The organism is Halapricum sp. CBA1109 (assembly GCF_009741825.1).
Lineage (GTDB): Archaea > Halobacteriota > Halobacteria > Halobacteriales > Haloarculaceae > Halapricum.
In genome coordinates this window covers 1-15,420 of sequence record NZ_WPCA01000065.1, presented here as the reverse complement: position 1 = coordinate 15,420, position 15,420 = coordinate 1, and the positions used below count along the sequence as shown (strand labels likewise).

General features: G+C 67.8%; 15 protein-coding genes and 3 pseudogenes. 4 read left to right on the top strand and 14 right to left on the bottom strand.

The genetic code is table 11. The features are described from left to right. Positions 1-211: 211 nt before the first annotated feature. Entirely contained in the window at positions 212-1,444 is a 1,233-nt protein-coding gene (locus tag GJ629_RS08760; RefSeq protein WP_157512638.1) for a hypothetical protein, read from the top strand. Positions 1,445-1,506: 62 nt separating this feature from the next. On the opposite strand, the gene GJ629_RS08755 is transcribed toward GJ629_RS08760, so the two are convergent. From GJ629_RS08755 to purM, 3 genes and pseudogenes are all read right to left on the bottom strand, one after another. Continuing rightward, the gene (locus GJ629_RS08755) at positions 1,507-1,674 is read right to left on the bottom strand and encodes a hypothetical protein (RefSeq protein ID WP_157512637.1); all 168 of its coding nucleotides are present in this window, start codon (positions 1,672-1,674) and stop codon (positions 1,507-1,509) included. A gap of 109 nt (positions 1,675-1,783) precedes the next feature. Next, a complete protein-coding gene (locus tag GJ629_RS08750; RefSeq protein WP_157512636.1) occupies positions 1,784-1,951 on the bottom strand; it encodes a hypothetical protein in 168 nt (55 codons plus the stop codon). A 110-nt stretch (positions 1,952-2,061) separates the two neighbouring features. Then, positions 2,062-3,038 (bottom strand): annotated as a pseudogene (gene purM / locus GJ629_RS08745) (phosphoribosylformylglycinamidine cyclo-ligase). Between the two features lie 116 nt (positions 3,039-3,154). Here purM and GJ629_RS08740 point away from each other — a divergent pair. Continuing rightward, complete coding sequence (locus tag GJ629_RS08740) at positions 3,155-3,604, top strand: pyridoxamine 5'-phosphate oxidase family protein (protein WP_157512635.1); 450 nt, start codon at positions 3,155-3,157, stop codon at positions 3,602-3,604. A 40-nt stretch (positions 3,605-3,644) separates the two neighbouring features. Here GJ629_RS08740 and GJ629_RS08735 read toward each other — a convergent pair whose 3' ends face one another. From GJ629_RS08735 to GJ629_RS08705, 6 genes and pseudogenes are all read right to left on the bottom strand, one after another. Then, the gene (locus tag GJ629_RS08735) at positions 3,645-4,283 is read right to left on the bottom strand and encodes a metalloprotease (protein ID WP_157512634.1); all 639 of its coding nucleotides are present in this window, start codon (positions 4,281-4,283) and stop codon (positions 3,645-3,647) included. Next, positions 4,280-5,733: pseudogene (locus GJ629_RS17055) on the bottom strand (TraB/GumN family protein). The gene GJ629_RS08735 and the pseudogene GJ629_RS17055 overlap by 4 nt, the downstream one beginning before the upstream one ends. A gap of 172 nt (positions 5,734-5,905) precedes the next feature. Then, the gene (locus GJ629_RS08720) at positions 5,906-6,460 is read right to left on the bottom strand and encodes a class I SAM-dependent methyltransferase (RefSeq protein WP_157512633.1); all 555 of its coding nucleotides are present in this window, start codon (positions 6,458-6,460) and stop codon (positions 5,906-5,908) included. Between the two features lie 22 nt (positions 6,461-6,482). Then, positions 6,483-7,646 carry a nicotinate phosphoribosyltransferase gene (locus tag GJ629_RS08715; protein ID WP_157512632.1) on the bottom strand — a complete coding sequence of 388 codons (1,164 nt, stop codon included), beginning with the start codon at positions 7,644-7,646 and terminating at the stop codon, positions 6,483-6,485. Between the two features lie 42 nt (positions 7,647-7,688). Then, a complete protein-coding gene (locus tag GJ629_RS08710) occupies positions 7,689-8,987 on the bottom strand; it encodes an Hvo_1808 family surface protein (protein WP_157512631.1) in 1,299 nt (432 codons plus the stop codon). Then, on the bottom strand, positions 8,987-10,603 hold the full coding sequence (locus GJ629_RS08705; RefSeq protein WP_157512630.1) for an Hvo_1808 family surface protein: 1,617 nt from the start codon (positions 10,601-10,603) through the stop codon (positions 8,987-8,989). The genes GJ629_RS08710 and GJ629_RS08705 overlap by 1 nt, the downstream gene beginning before the upstream one ends. A 78-nt stretch (positions 10,604-10,681) precedes the next feature. Here GJ629_RS08705 and GJ629_RS08700 point away from each other — a divergent pair, with 78 nt between their 5' ends. After that, positions 10,682-11,257: a cysteine hydrolase family protein gene (locus GJ629_RS08700; RefSeq protein ID WP_157512629.1), complete on the top strand. Its 576-nt coding sequence runs from the start codon at positions 10,682-10,684 to the stop codon at positions 11,255-11,257. Here GJ629_RS08700 and GJ629_RS08695 read toward each other — a convergent pair. From GJ629_RS08695 to GJ629_RS17040, 5 genes and pseudogenes are all read right to left on the bottom strand, one after another. Continuing rightward, positions 11,254-12,291, bottom strand: a complete 1,038-nt coding sequence (locus GJ629_RS08695; RefSeq protein ID WP_157512628.1) for a presenilin family intramembrane aspartyl protease PSH — start codon at positions 12,289-12,291, stop codon at positions 11,254-11,256. The two genes, GJ629_RS08700 and GJ629_RS08695, sit on opposite strands and share 4 nt — an antisense overlap. Before the next feature lie 66 nt (positions 12,292-12,357). Next, positions 12,358-12,585 (bottom strand): H/ACA ribonucleoprotein complex subunit GAR1, encoded by a 228-nt coding sequence (locus GJ629_RS08690; protein ID WP_157512627.1) that lies wholly within the window; start codon positions 12,583-12,585, stop codon positions 12,358-12,360. Beyond that, positions 12,585-12,863, bottom strand: a complete 279-nt coding sequence (gene srp19 / locus GJ629_RS17050) for a signal recognition particle subunit SRP19 (RefSeq protein ID WP_231754563.1) — start codon at positions 12,861-12,863, stop codon at positions 12,585-12,587. Before srp19 ends, GJ629_RS08690 begins: the two co-directional genes overlap by 1 nt. 40 nt (positions 12,864-12,903) lie before the next feature. Next, positions 12,904-12,951, bottom strand: coding sequence for a hypothetical protein (locus tag GJ629_RS17965; protein ID WP_370515839.1), 48 nt, complete (start codon positions 12,949-12,951; stop codon positions 12,904-12,906). A gap of 104 nt (positions 12,952-13,055) precedes the next feature. Then, positions 13,056-14,108: pseudogene (locus GJ629_RS17040) on the bottom strand (PGF-CTERM-anchored ABC transporter substrate-binding protein); the annotation flags it as partial. Between the two features lie 86 nt (positions 14,109-14,194). Here GJ629_RS17040 and btuC point away from each other — a divergent pair. Further along, positions 14,195-15,295, top strand: coding sequence for a vitamin B12 ABC transporter permease BtuC (gene btuC / locus GJ629_RS08680; protein ID WP_157512625.1), 1,101 nt, complete (start codon positions 14,195-14,197; stop codon positions 15,293-15,295). The last annotated feature ends 125 nt before the right edge of the window (positions 15,296-15,420 follow it).

Sequence of the window (15,420 nt, the reverse complement as noted above, 5' to 3'; positions counted from 1 at the left end):
AAAACTCCCTGCTGGCTCACTTCGTTCGCCAGCAGTGCTCGTGCTTGGTGTCACCGCTACCGCGCCGCACCGCTACCGCGTCCGCCGCATCGCTTACGTACCGCTCACCGACACCGACACCAACGTTGTCGTCGGCTGTCTCACGCCGGTAGTGTGCGCTCCCCCGACAGTATGAATTAAGTGCATCGACGGTAACGGAACAGGAAAACGGATGGACGCGAACCGTCGGCAGATGCTCGTGGTGAGTGGGGCACTGGCGGCCGGGCTCGCGGGCTGTAGTTATCTCCCGTTCGGTGGCGGAGTACCCTACGGGTCCGTGTCGCTGCCCGGGAGTGAGCCGCCGCGATTCCGGCAGTGGGTCCCCAGCGAATCGGCGTTCGAGCCACACGTCGACGCCGAACAGTCAGGCCGGATACGGTACAAGCGACCGGGAGTCGGAAATCGCTCGGTCGGTCGGCCGTTCCGGATCAACGATACCGCGCTGGCCTCCGATATGGAACACGTCGGTATCGGGTACACGGAGTACGACGCAGTGGTACACAACGGGAGTGCCATCGTCGGCCTGACATCCGTCGACCGGGAGTCGGTCGCGTCGGCGCTGGAGCCGACCGGATACGAACGCACGGACACCCACCGCGGATACGACCGCTACACCCGGTCGGACAAGCCGCGTGCGCTCGCCGTCGGAGACGAGGCCATCGTCGCCGCGAGGGCGGACGGCACCGAACCGCGAGAGTTGGCCGTTGGACGCGTCACGACGACCATCGACGCCAAAGCGGGGCGCGTCGAGCGGCGTCACGAGAGCGACGACGACTTCCGGGTACTCACCGAGATGACCGGCGGTCGGCCGTCGGTCCGGACCAGTCTCCCCCTCACGGGACTTGGAGAACCGTCCCACTCGGCGCTGTCACACGCCTTCGATGAGGACAACGTGTACGTCGTCGTCGATCACGTCTACGCCTCGGCCGCCGACCGGCCGGACGAGTCGACAGTCCGAGACGCGTTGGCGGACACCTTCGACGGCCCGGCGCTGTTGCTCCCGTCCGAGCCCGACGCGGTCGACATCGAGACCGACGGCCGGACGCTGAGCATCCGGATACGACAGGGGGTCGAGTCGTACCTCGAACGGGTCTGGGCGGAACGGCCACCGCTCGTGACGTTCGGCGTCGAGTTCGACGGCGACCGGGTGACGTTCACCCACGAGGCGGGCGAGCCCATCCCGGCCTCCCGGTTGGGAATCCGACCCGAGTACGGCTTCGACGGCGGCGACCCGTTCGAGGGCGGCGGTACGTTCGAACCCGGGGACAGCGTCACCCTCACTCTCACCGACGACGCCGACGAGTCGTACATCGTCAGCTGGCAATCGGCGGGCGAGACTCACCACTCGCTGTTCGAGTACCACCTCGGCGCTCGGGACGAGAACAAAACGTCGGCGAGAAGGTGATGGCTCACTTCGTTCGCCAGCAGTACTCGTACTGAGCTCCCCGCTACCGCACCGCGACCGCCTTATTCTAGTTCCAAGTCACGCACCGCAACGCACTCCTCGCCCTCGGTGACCGCGCCGATAATCCGCGCGTCCTCGCTCTCTTCGACCAATGCCTCGGCGTCCGTGGCCGGGAGCGCCGCCACGAACCCCCTCCCGCAACCACTTTTTACGTCGTCGGGTGCGCTCACTACGTTCGCGCACCACTCCTCGTAAAAACGTGGGGAAAAAGGCTGCTGGCTCACTTCGTTCGCCAGCAGTACTCGTACTGAGCGTCGCCGCTACCGCACCGCGACCGCCTTATTCTAGTTCCAAGTCACGCACCGCGACGCACTCCTCCCCCTCGGTGACTGCGCCGATGATCCGCGCGTCCTCGCTCTCCTCGACGACCGCCTCAGCGTCCGCGTCCGGGAGCGCCGCCACGAACCCCCTCCCGCAACCACTTTTTACGTCGTCGGGTGCGCTCACTACGTTCGCGCACCGCTCCTCGTAAAAACGTGGGGAAAAACATCTGCTGGCTCACTTCGTTCGCCAGCAGTACTCGTACTGATCGTCGCCGCTACCGCACCGCGGCTCCCTTATTCGAGTTCCAAGTCACGCACCGCAACGCACTCCTCGCCATCGGTGACCGCGCCGATGATCCGCGCGTCCTCGCTCTCCTCGACGACCGCCTCGGCGTCCGTGGCCGGGAGCGCCGCCACGAATCCGGTACCCATATTGAACGTCCGATGCATCTCCTCGTCGTCGACGGAGCCCTCCTGCTGGACGAACTCGAAGACCGGTTGGGCGTCGAATGGGTCGGATATCTCGTACCGATGTGCGCCCATCCGGGTGAGGTTGGTCCACCCGCCGCCGGTGACGTGGGCCGCGGCGTGGGTCTCGTGCTCCCGAAGCGGACCCAGTACGTCGGTGTAGATTCGGGTCGGCGTCAACAGTTCTTCCGCGATAGAGTTGTTCGGGTTCGGCGGGAACGGGTCGGTGTACTCGTAGTCGCGGGTGACCGCCTCGCGGGCCAGCGTCAGGCCGTTTGAGTGGATGCCCGAGGAGGGCCATCCGACGATGGCGTCGCCGGGTTCGGCCTCGCCGGGGAAGACGGCGTCTTTCGGCGCGAGGCGGCGCAGGTCCCCGCGATGTCCAGTCCCTTGATCACGTCGGGCATCACGGCCGTCTCGCCGCCGACGAGGGCGACGCCGGCCCGTTTTGCGCCCTCGTGGAGGCCGGCACCGATCTGTTCTGAGGTCGCCTCGGACGGCGCCTCGACGGCGAGGTAGTCGACGAACGCGACCGGTTCGACGCCAGCGGCGACGAGGTCGTTGACGTTCATCGCCATACAGTCGATACCGACCGTCGAGTAGTCCTCGACCGCCTCGGCGACCAGCAGTTTCGTCCCGACGCCGTCGGTCGCCAGCGCGAGGTACTGCTCCCCGATGTCGACCAGCCCGGCGTAGTCGCCCTCGAACTCGCCGGCAGCACCGATCAGCGCCGCCGTCGCCGCCTCGCTGGCGTCGATGTCGACGCCCGCCTCGGCGTACGTTAGCTCCTCGTCCTCACTCATACGTCGAGTGGCGACCGGACCGGGCAAAAGCACACCGTTTCTGCCGGGCGAGCGAGTCGACCGAGTGCCGAGGACGGAGGGGGAGCTTTTCGTTGCTGCCGCCCGAACGAACTGGTATGGGAGACGACGGCGAAGAGATGTCGACCAAAGCGATGGCGGAGTTTCTCGACCAGCAAGGGGACGGTGTCCTCTCGTTCGGCGGGAACAACCCCTATTCGATTCCGATGGCGTTCGGATACGATCCGACGGACCATCGATGTATCTTCCAGTTCGTCTTCGCTGACGAGAGTCGAAAACGCGACTTGCTGGAGAGCAACGGCAGGGCGAGGCTCGTCACGTACGATTGGAGCGACCCGGACGACTGGACGAGCGTCGTCGTCGAGGGAGGCCTCACACCCATCGGAGACGATATCTCCGAGGAGGCGACCGCAGCCGGGGTGTTCGGGCCGCGCGCGACGGCGGTTCCACTGTCCGCGTTCGACGAGTCGACGGCGGCGCTGGAGCCGGAGTGGTACGAGCTCCGAATCGAGGAGATGACCGGCCGCAGCGCCGAGTCGTCTACGTGAGGGCGGCCCGACGGATCACCGGAGAGGGTGTGTCCAGTGCTCAGACGGACAGTCCGACCACGCCGCCGAACAACAGGAGGGCAGCGAGGCCGATTATCGGGACTGCCGTCGCGACGAACACCGGCTTGCTCCAGCGCAGGACCTTCTTCCCGTCCAGCGGCCCGAACGGGATCATATTGAACGCCGCGAGGATAGCGTTGATCAACAGCCCCAGCGCACCGATCTGTGCGACGATACCGCCGCCGAGGAAGTAAAGCGGCGCGAACGCCACCAGCAGGGCGACGTTGACAGCGGGACCGGCGAGGGCGATGAGTCCCTGCTCGCGTTCGGTGACGAACCCGCGGTGGTAGACCGCGCCGGGCGCGGCAAAGAGGAACCCGATTACGGCGCTCATCACCGCGAGAAAGAGCATACTGTAGTCGGCTTTGAACGCCGCGACCTGCCCGTAGTGGACGGCGACGACCTTGTGGGCCAGTTCGTGCAACAGGAACCCGACGCCGGCGGTCAGCGAACTGACGACGAGGCCGACGACCAGAGCACTCACCGCCGCACCGGAGGGCGCACCGCTCGCCAGCGCCCGGAACGGTCCACGGAAGAAGAATATCGTGAACGCGACGCTGAGGACCGCCCACGCGATCAGGAGGTCCGTGATCTCGGATTGGCTGAACGTGAGATTCATGGGAGCAGCCCCAACAAGAGGTCCAGCCCGTTCTCCGCGCCTTGGAGCATCAGACGGACTATCTCGCCGGTGCCGCCGATTTCGGCGAACAACGCCGGCGCGACGACGCCGATAAACAGGAAGCTAGCGATCATACTCCCGACGTTAGTCAGCGCGACGATGGCGATGAGCCTGAACAGCGGAACCTCGGTCAACCGCCGGTAGATGTCGGCGATGGGCGCCGACTCGTCGCTGATTATCTCGTTGAGCGTGCTGATGTCGCCGATGTTGACGTCGATGTACCGGAGTTCGACGTAGCCCGCGAACCACCCCGGCGCGAGCAGGGGGTTGACGCTCGTCAGCCACGCGATGCCGCCGCCGACCAGCGCCGACGGCCAGTGTGCGCCCCCAAGTTTCGCCAGCGCCGCCGCGATGACGCCGTTGACGAGGAACCACGCCGCGAACAGACGGATCAGGAACGCCTCCTGTGCCCCGCCGAGGACGAGCAACACGAAAAAGGCGCCGAACCCGAGCGTGAACAGGTAGCCGAACAACTTGTACACCGAGAACCGGCTCCCCGAGATGCGTCCCGTCAGCGAGGACTGCGGCGGGAGCGTCCCGGGGTCGTCGAGGTAGGCCTGGATGCCCGCGCGGTGGCCCGCACCGACGACGGCCACCACGTCGTAGCCGGCCTCCCGGAGCGCGACCAGCCGATAGGCGATGTAGGCGTCTCGCTCGTCGATCAGCGCCTCGGCGCCGCCGGGCGAGAACTGCCGGAACTCCTCCATCATCGCCGTCACCACGTCGGTGTCGGTGAGGTTCTCCAAGTCGAACTCCTCGCCGTCGCCGTCGGTCTCGACGCCGACCAGCCGTTGGAACCCGAGCGCCAGCGGCGCGCCGACGACCAGCGCGATACCGCCCGCGACCAACAGCCAGTCCAGTGCCGAGACGACGAAGCCGCTGCGACCGGGACGCTCCCGGCGACACCCGCCGGGACGACGTAGGGGCCGCCCAGCAGCGTCGCGCCGGTAGCGACGAACATCCCGACCATCGCGCCGACGACGAACGCGCCCGTCAGCGCGCCGGCCATCCCGCCGATGAGTCCGCCGAGCAGTTTCGCCTTCTCGAAGCCCGTGAGTCGGTTCCAGAACCGCTGGATGGTCACCTGGATGTCCCGGTCGACCAGCGCCACGTCGATGCCGTGGTCCTCGGCCGTCTCGACGGCCGCCATCATATCCGCGCCGGGTTCGATGTCGAAGCGCTCGCCCATCTTCGTCTGGACGTAGCTCAGCATCCAGTAGGCCAGAAACTGAAAGACCGTGTTGCCGTGGAGCAGGTCGCTTGCGTCCAAGTCGTCGGGCGCGTCGCCCTTTAGCTGTCTGTACCGCCCCTCGTCGAGTTCGACGGCGACGACGTCCGGTCGGCGGTCGGCGATGGTCTCCTCGACCTCCGCGACGCTCTCGGGGGAGATGTGGGCGGTGCCGACGAGTTCGACGCTGCCCTCGCTCTCGCCGTCGGCGTCGGGGACCGCGCCGCTGCCGGGCGTATCGGATCGCCGCCCCCGGACGGGGCAGGTGGCTCGCTCATTGTCTACCTTACCGGTCCGGGGTTTCTTACGACTGTCGGAGTCCCGTGTCGCCCGCTCAGGCGATGGCCGTACAGACGAACGTTTCGCGGCGGTCCTCGGCCCGTTCGACCACGAATCCCGCGGCGTCGAGCGCCGCCCGCGCCTCCTCGGCCGCGAACCGCTCCCCGACCGGCGGTCCGCGCTCGCCAAGCCCTGCGGCCGTCCAGTCGGCGACACCCAGTCGCGCGCCGGGCGCAAGCACCCGCCGGAGCTCCGCCAGCGCCGGTTCGGTCGCGAACTCGTGGTAGGTCATCGTCGACACCGCACCGTCGAGGTGGTCGTCGGGGAACGGCAGCGACCCCACCTCGGCGGTCACGGGGTCGACGTTCTCCGGCAGCCCCTTCTCCCGGTAGTGGTCGTGCATCGCCTCCTGCACGTCGACGGCGTAGACAGTGTCCGCGTACGGCGCTATCTCGTCGGTGTAGAAGCCGGTACCGCTCCCCAAATCGGCGACGGTCGACTCCGGTCCGGGGTCGAACAGCGCCAGCAGTTCGTCGACGGAGACGTACCGAAAGCGGCTCTCGTCCTCTAGGTTGTCCGCCCGGTCGGCGTCGAACGTGTGAAATCCCATACCCGTCCAACGGGCGCGAGGACTAAACGCCCTCCGCACCGAAGCCGACGGCCTCAGCGTCACGCCGCGCCCGTTCGCTCGCGGCGTCCAGACTCGTCTCGCCGACGACTTCGCCGTCGCGGACCAGCGGTTCCAACAGGGATTCCCCGTCCGCCGGTCCCTCGCGGTCGGCGAGGCCGACGTGGTGGCCGCCGTCGGCCGTCCGGTAGACGTCCTTGACACCGCCGAGTTTCCCGCGCTTGGAGATGGGGTCGCCCTCTATCTCGACGATGTCCAGCGCGAAGTCGACCGGGTCGGCGTTGCTCACGTAACTCCCGACGCCGAAGCCGTCGACCACGTCGTCCAGTTCCCGGAGTTGCTCGGGACCCAGCCCCCCGCTGACGAAGATGTCGACGTCGTCGTGACCGCGGGATTCCAAGGCCCACCGGACCTCCCTGACGATGTGTCGGAAGTCCCCCCGACGGGAGCCGGTCGTGTCCAGACGGACGCTATCGAGGGCATCGACGGCCTCGACGGCCCGCAGTACCTCGTCCACCTCGTCGCTGAAGGTGTCACAGAGCGCGACCCGCGGCACGTCGGGGCCGACCGCCTCGTCGAACGCCCGCCACGCCTGTTCTTGGTTGCCGCGGCCGAAACACAACAGCAGGGCGTGGGGCATCGTCCCGCCGGCCTCGCGGCCGATGACCTCCCCGGCGGCGACGTTCGAGATGCCGTCGAGGCCGCCGACCAGCGCCGCTCGCTCCAGCATCGCCGCCATCGACGGGTGGACGTGCCGGGAACCGAAACTCAGCATCGACGATGTCGGGGCGGCGAGTTGGGCCCGCAGGGCGGCCGTTGCGATGCCGCTGGCGTGAGAGAGAAATCCCAGTAGCGCCGTCTCGTAGCGGCAGAAATCCAGATACCGGCCCTCGATTCGCAACACCGGCCCGCCGTCGAACAGTTGCCCCGGCGCGAGCGAGTCGACCCGGACCGGCAGGTCCGCGAGCAGGTGTGCGGCATCTTCGACGCCCGCGAGCACCTCGAACTCGCCGGTCGGGAACTGGTCTGCGGTCACCTCCGCGACGACTGTCGGGTTCCGGTCGGCGTGTTCCAGTGTCTCGACTGTCCGGTCGAAGTAGGCGTCAGTCGCACGCCCGGCCCGAATCTGCTCGGGCGTCACGATGTCGAACGGCGAAGCCTCGTCCATATCAGGAGGTGTGGCCGCCGCGAGAAAAGCGCTCGGGAGTGCTCATCCCGGCGGGTGAATCCGGTCCAGCGCGGCCGGCCGCGGCGCGTTGACGACGGTCACCGTCGACCCCGAGCGCGTCACCCGGAAGGCGTCGGCGTAGGGACCGTCGTCGATGCGGTACCGGTTGTCACCGAGCGAGCGCGCCCCCTCGTCGGCGAGTAGGTCCCGGTAGGCCCGGACGAACTCCCGGGCCTCGCCGGTCGACTCCCACTCGGTCCGCCAGACGTAGCCGAAGCGGTCGCCGTTCCGGTAGGGCACCAGTCGGTCGCCGGCCCACCCCGCCGAGATAGGGTGGTCGTAGTCGTACCGGTCGACGCCGCTGCGACCGATCTGTCCGTTGCCTTGGAACATCGCGTAGATGGACGCCTCGCCCAGCACGTCGTAGTAGGGGTCGACGTCGAACCGGTCCCACTCGCCCCGCGAGCGGTCCGGGACGGACACCGAGACGGGGTCGTCGTTAGGATAGCGCTCGGGATGGATCACCTGCTCGGTGCTCTCGGGGAAGGTGTCGTAGAGGGCATCGACGGCGTCCCAGCCACCGCTGCGGTAGCGGTCGTCGACGAACCGCTGGCCGTCGGTGTAGGGGAAGATGGAGGTCAGAAACAGCGCTTCGTTGAAGTCGGCGGGGCGGTCACCGCCGCCGGTCCGTTCCGGCAGGGCGATACAGGACCACTCGCTCGCACAGCGCTGGCGGTAGCGCGCCTCGACGTAGTTCGCGTCGCCCTCGGTGACGGCTCGCTGGGCCAGTTGCTCGTCCTGGAACTGCGGGTTCGTCCCGAACGACAGTTGCTGGTCCTGTAAGGCGTGGACGAGTTCGTGGACCAGCGTATCGCGGTTGATTTTCGGCGTCTCGGTATCGCTGACGATTACTATCCGGTCGTCGCTGCGGGAGTAGTACCCCAGCACGGTACTCCCCTGATTGGTCGAGCGACTCTCGGGGTAGGTCTCGTCCTCGCCGACGATAAACAGCGCCTCCCACACCTGCTCGTTCCACAGTTGGCGCTCTGAGAGGTCCCCGCCGGTCCCGCCGCTCCGGTTGCGGAACTCCGCCCGCGAGATGACCTCGACCGGCGTCGTGTTGGTGAACTCGATGCCGCGGATGCGCTCGATGCGGGCCATCGCCCGCGAGGACACCGCCGCCAGTTCGGAGTCGTTGAGGCCGTCCTCGAAGGTCACGTCGACGTCGGCGTCGTAGCGGTAGCCGTTCTCCTTGCCGAGGTCGTCGTTGTCGAGCGGCGCGGAACAGCCTGCCGTCACCACCAGCGCCAGCGCCGCGAGCGTGAGGAGTGCGCGCCCCATCAGGCGTCCGTCTCGTGGACGTCGTCTAGCTGGTCGGTCGTCGGCGCGTTGACGATAGTCACCGTGTCGCCGTCGACGGCGAGGTCGATGGCGTCGGTGAAGGGACTGTCGTCGGCTATCTCGTAGCGGCCGTCGCCGACGCTGTCGGCCCCCCAGTAGGAAAGCAGGTCGCGGTACGTGCCTGCGAACTGGGTCGCGTTCGCCGCGGAGTTCCACTGGATGCGCCAGACGTAGCCGGTCTCGCCGGCGTCGTTCTGGTAGGCCTCGAACCGGTCACCTTCCCAGCCAGTCACCGCCGGGAAGCCGTAGTCGACGGGGTCCGAGGAGTCGACGTTACCCTGCGCGTCGGTGTTGAGAAACGCCACGGGCGAGACGACGAACGATCCGTTGTACGCCTCCTCGTAGGCGGGATACATGAACATCGCCGCCATCGACCCCATCCCGAGTCGGTCGTACGACTGGCCGTCCTCGGTGACGACCTGTTCCCACCCCGCGGCGGACCGGTCGCCTATCGCGACGTCCGCGGGCGGGTCGCTACCGTACTTCTCTGGGAAGACGACCTGCTCGCCGGAGGCCGGTGGCGCGTCGTATATCTCGTCGACGCGGTCCCACCCGCCGCGGTCGTAGTAGTGCTGGACGAAGCCCGGCCCGTCGCTGTAGGGCAGATACTCCATGAAGTAGATGCCGTAGTGGAAGCCCTCGCCGGGGCCCGGCCCGCCGTCGGAGGTGTTCGGCGCGGGGATACACGACCAGTTGGCTGCACACTCCTCGACGTAGAGTTCGTCGATGAGGTTACCGTCGCCCTCGATGATGCCGAGCAGTCCGGCGTATCCGTCTCGGGTCGTCGCGTTCCGCTGGAGGGAAGCGGTATCGTAGACTTGGTCCTGCAGAGCGTGAGCGACTTCCTGTGCGAGAGTCTCCTCGCCGTCGAACTGCGGGAGGTCACCCTCGCTGATCAGGACGATGGAATCGTTCGTCGGGCTGTAGTAGCCTTGGACGCTCTCGCCCCGGTTGTCCTCCTGGACCTGTAGCGAGTCCTCGTCCTCCCCGACGAAGAACAGGGACTCGAACTTCACGTTGTCGAAGGTCCGGTAGGCCTCGGAGTAGTTGTCCTGTCCGAAGCCCTCCTCCCGGAACTCCTCGCGGGACTGGACGTCGATAGGTATCGTCTCGTTGCCGGGGAACTCCGTCCCCCGGACGTGCTCGACGCGGGCCATCGCCCGCGCGACTGCCAGTTCCCGTTCGGTCGCGTTCATCCCGTCGCTGTTGTCGACGCCGATGGTCTCGTTGTACCAGAGGCCGGCCTCCCAGCCGAGACGGTCCGTCTCCGGGTCGGCCAGTTGGGCGACCATCTCGCCGCTCTGGTTACCGGTCTCCGAACCGGTGTCACTGTCGTCGGTCGAGTTCGTCTCACCGCTGTCGTCACCGTAGTCCGACCGCCCGTTCTCGGTGTCGCCCCCTCCGTCCGCTTCGTCGGCGGGGTCGCTCGTGTCGGGCGTGTCGTCCATCGCGGGCGTGTCGGTCGGAGACTCGGCGGTCGTCCCCGGGTCGGTCCCGACCGTACACCCAGCGAGGAGGACCATCAGTGCGGCGAGTATCGCGAGTGCAGGGCGCATATGTCCGTCGTAGGCCCCATCGAACAAAAATGGTTGCCCGGCACAACGCACTTGCTGGTTCCGGACGTATCGAGGCGTATGCACCTCGACCCCGACAGCACCGCCGTCGTCGTCGTCGATATGCAGAACGGCTTTTGCCACCCCGACGGGAGCCTCTACGCGCCCGGGAGCGAGGCCGCCGTCTCCCCCTGTGCGTCGCTGGTCGACCGGGCCCACGACGCCGACGTCCCGGTCGTGTTCACCCGGGACGTCCACCCGCCCGAACAGTTCGAGGACGCCCACTACTACGACGAGTTCGACCGCTGGGGCGAACACGTCCTCGAAGGCTCGTGGGAGGCCGAACTCGTCGAGGAACTCGACCCCACGGAAGGGGACCTCGTGGTCGTCAAACACACCTACGACGCCTTCCATCAGACCCAACTCGAAGGGTGGCTTGAGTCCCACGGCATCGACGACCTCGTCATCTGCGGGACGCTGGCGAACGTCTGTGTCCTCCACACGGCCTCAAGCGCCGGTCTTCGGGACTACCGGCCGATACTGGTCGAGGACGCTATCGGCGCGATAGAGGACGACCACCGCGAGTACGCCCTCGACCACGCCGAGTTCCTCTTCGGGGAAGTGACCGACAGCGACGCGATAGAACTGGCCGGTTAGAGGCCGAGCGCCGTCAGAACCGGGACGCCGGCAACCAGCGAACCGACGAGGTAGCCGCCGATAGCGCCGCCGTTGAGCAGCGGCAGGCCCGCGTGAGCGCGCCCCTTCAGCACCATCGAGAGCAGGACCGCGAGACCGACGAAGGTCCCGACCATCGCCGTCGCGGCCGGGAGCGTCAGCGCGATGAGCGGGAGGTCGAACGTCGGGACAGACCCCGGCGTGAAGAAGGCGGCGCTGGCGACCAACACCGCCGGGATGACCGCGTCCCCGAGGCCGATGAACAGCGCGTCCCGGTCGAGCGGATCACCCGCCTCGTCCGCGTGTTCGTCGCCCTCGTCGGTCCCATCGCCGTCGACGCTCTCGTCACCGCCGTCGGCCGTTGGGGTCGCGGCGTCGTCCTCGCCGCCGACGGAGGCGGGTTGTTCGTCGTCGAGGAACGTGTACGATAGCGACAGCGGCACGACCAGCACGACCGGAATCTTCAGGTCCATCACCCCGGAGGCGAGCGTGAGCATGTGCTCGGTGCCGTAGACCGAGATGGCGTCGTACACCGCCAGCACCGTCAACAGGACGAGCGCCGGCAGTACGCCGAAGGTGATGCCGAACAGGCCGGCCGCGCCCGCCCCCATGAACACCCCGGCGGTGTCGATGACCCACCACTCCGGGTAGACGAGCAACCCGATCACGATGCCGGCGGCGCCGACCAGCGCCAGCGTCGAGAGGCCGGCGACCGACGGTATCGCCGCCGGCGCGATGGTGTCGAGGACGATCATCGAGATGTAGCCGCCGCTGAGGACGATCATCGCCCGGATAGCCCACTCGACGTCGAACTTGAACGCCGCGAGCATCAGGCCCGTGGCGACCAGCACCGCCACGATGTAGACGACGCTGTTGGTCGGGTCCCCGGGGTTCTCGACGGTCTGGTAGCCGGCCCCTTTGAACGGGTCGACCAGCGCCAGCGCCGCCAACTGGATGGCCAGAAAGATGACGCCGACGCCGACGGCCGCCGCCGCGGCGCGTGTCCGTTGGTTCATAGCCCACGGTCCGCGCTCACGGCTCTAAATAGCCGTGGTTCGGCCGCCGTCGCGGTTCGGTCGCGGCTACCGAGCGTACAGCGTCTCGCCGACCAGCGCCGGGAGACGGACCCCCTCGTCGGGCGTGACCGCGAGGTACGGGCGCTCGACGGGGCCGAACACGTCGACGACCCGTCCGACCTCCGTCAGGTCGGCGTCGAGGACGACGGTCCCGATGTCGGGGTGTTCCTCGCCGTCACACCGGAGGACGGCGACGTTCTGTGCCACGTCGAGGACGGCACCAGCGCGCTGCATCACTCGCGGATGATCCCGAGGTACGCCGCGACGGCCCCGAGCAGGTCGCTCTTGGTCGCGTCGTCGGCGTTCTTCACGATGACGCGACCGCGGGGGTCGTACTCCCGCGGGTAGGTCACGTCGCGTTCGATGACGGCGTCGTAGCCCACCTGTTGGACCGCCGTCGCTATCTCGTCGACGGTCGGGTCCTCGACGGCCACGTCTAGCGAGACGCGACGCCCCTCGCTCCGGGAGAGGGTCGCGTCGAGGGCCGCGGGCCAGATGACGTTCTCTGCCATATACGACCGTCGTCGGTCGAGCCCTAAACCGCTTTCCAGTCTATCGCCGGCGGACGGCGACCAGCGCCGTCGCCACGACCGCAAGCACCGCCGCGCCGATACCGAAGCCCGGCCCGTCGCCGTCGCAGTCGTCACCGGGTCGACGTCGGTCGCGGGCGAGGGTGCGGGTATCGTCGTCGGCGGAGCCTGTGTCGTCTCCTCGTCCATCGTGGGCTCTGTCCCGTTGTCCATCTCGCTACCGTCGTCCGTCTCCGTTTCGTCGCCCGTCTCGGTCCCGTCGTCCGTCTCGCCCTCGTCGGTCCCGCCGGCCGGGTCGTACTCGAAGAAGGCGTTGGCCATCTGGGAGAACGGCACGATGACGCGCGGTCCGGGCTGGTTCAGCAGGTTCGCGTCGACGCGGACGATGTTGTCCTCGGCCACGGCGCGGGAGTTGTTGATCGCGGGGTTCATCGGTCGCGGGGAGTCGCCCGTCAGCAGGAGGTAGTCGATGGTCGCGTTCGCCAGCACCTCCTGACTGATCACGGCGTACCCGGTGATGTCCGCCTCGGTGGCGACGTTGTCGCCGCCGGCGGACTGGATGATGTCACCGATGAACGTCTGGTTGCCCGCGGTGAAGCCGCCGCCGAGCGGGTAGTAGACGGTCGGTCGCTCGTCGTCGTCGACCTGTGCGGAGATGTCGGCTATCGTCGACTCCATATCGCCGGTCACGGTCTCGGCCGCGTTGCAGGCCCCGATTAGCTGGCCCGTCAGCGTCGTCTTCGAGAGGACGTCGTCGATGGAGTCCGCTTGCTCGAACTTGTACACCGTCAGCCCGGCCTCCCGGAGGCTCTCGATTGCGTCGGTACCGACGATGTTCGGCGCGAGGACCACGTCGGGGTCGGTCCCGACGACGCTCTCGGTTATCGGCTGTCCCTGATCGTTCACGACGTTGACCTTCCCCTCGGTCCCGCCGAGGTACTCGGTGTACTGGTTGACCGGCATCCCGACGACGCTGTCCGCGCGACCCAGATCCCACACCGTCTGGGCCGCGCTCGGCCCGAGGACGGTGATCGTGTCGGGTCGCTCCTCGACGGTCACCTCGGTCCCGGTCGCGTCCGTCGCACTGAACGGGAACGTACACCCGGCCGTCGACGCGTTCGAGGCGGCGTCGGCCGACACGAGTGACGCCTCGACCCCTCCGCTATCGGCCGGTACGGCCGCCGACGCGGGCGCGACGGCCAAGCCAGTCACCACCAATGCGAGCATCGCAAGCAGCGAGAGTCTGCGTGTCATCGTCGTCCCGTTCCGGCCAGTCCAATAAATATTTACCTAACCCAAGTCGAGTTTCTCTTATGCGAACGAGCACGCGAGTCGGCGTCTACTGTGGCGCGCTCACGGCGCTGCTCGGCGTCGTCGTTGTCGGGAGCGCTACCGTCGGTCCAGTCGACATCGCGCCGCTCGCGGTCGCCAAAGCCACGCTGAACGTCTTCGGCGTCCCCGCGGGACTTGACGTTGGCCTCGGGACGGCGTCGCTTTTGGGCCGCCCGGTTCCGGTGCCGGCCGTCGACGTGAGCTACTTCAGGCCGTTCTCCTTCGGTGTCTCGCCGGTCACCGAGACCATCGTCACCGAGATACGGCTCCCGCGGATCCTGCTCGGCGCGGTCGTCGGGTTCGCGCTCGGGGCCGCCGGGACGGTTATGCAGGGCTTTTTCCGGAACCCGATGGCCGACCCGTCTATCATCGGCGTCTCCTCGGGCGCGGCCGTCGGCGCCGTCGCTACCATCGCGCTGCCGCTTGCGCTCCCCTTTGGCCTCCAGACGGCCGCGTTCGTCGGTGCGCTGGCCGCCGCCTTCGGCGTCTACCTGATCGCAACCGAGGGCGGGCGCACGCCGGTCGCGACGCTGTTGCTCGCGGGCGTCGCCGTCCAGACGTTTCTGGGAGCCGTCATCTCCTACCTCCTGTTGCACGCCGGCCGGTCCGTCGAGGAGGCGCTGTTCTGGCTGATGGGGAACCTCGCCGACAGCCGCTGGGCCGAGGTGGAGGTGACCGCCGTCGTCACGTTGGTCGTCTTCCTCGGTATCTACGCTTACGCCCACGATATGAACGTCCTCCTTTTGGGCGAGAGCGACGCCCAGACCGTCGGTATCCGGGTCGAGCGGACCAAGCGTGTCCTGCTGGCGCTGTCGAGCGTCGTCACCGCCGGGGCCGTCGCCGTCGCGGGCGTCATCGGCTTCGTCGGCCTCATCGTCCCGCATATCCTCCGGTTGCTCGTCGGCCCCGACCACCGCGTCCTCCTCCCGACAAGCGCGCTGGGCGGGGCCGTCTTCCTCGTCGCCACCGACACCGTCGCCCGCGCCGGCGCGGCCGAACTCCCCGTCGGCATCGTCACCGCCGCCCTCGGCGCCCCGTTTTTCCTCTTTTTGTTGCGCCGCCGGGAGGTGCACGAACTGTGAGCGACGCCCTCCGACTGCGGGACGTGTCGGTCGCCCTCGGCGGCGTCTCGGTCCTCGAATCGGCGTCGCTGTCGGTCCGCGAGGGCGAGTTCCTCGGACTAGTCGGCCCCAACGGCGCGGGGAAG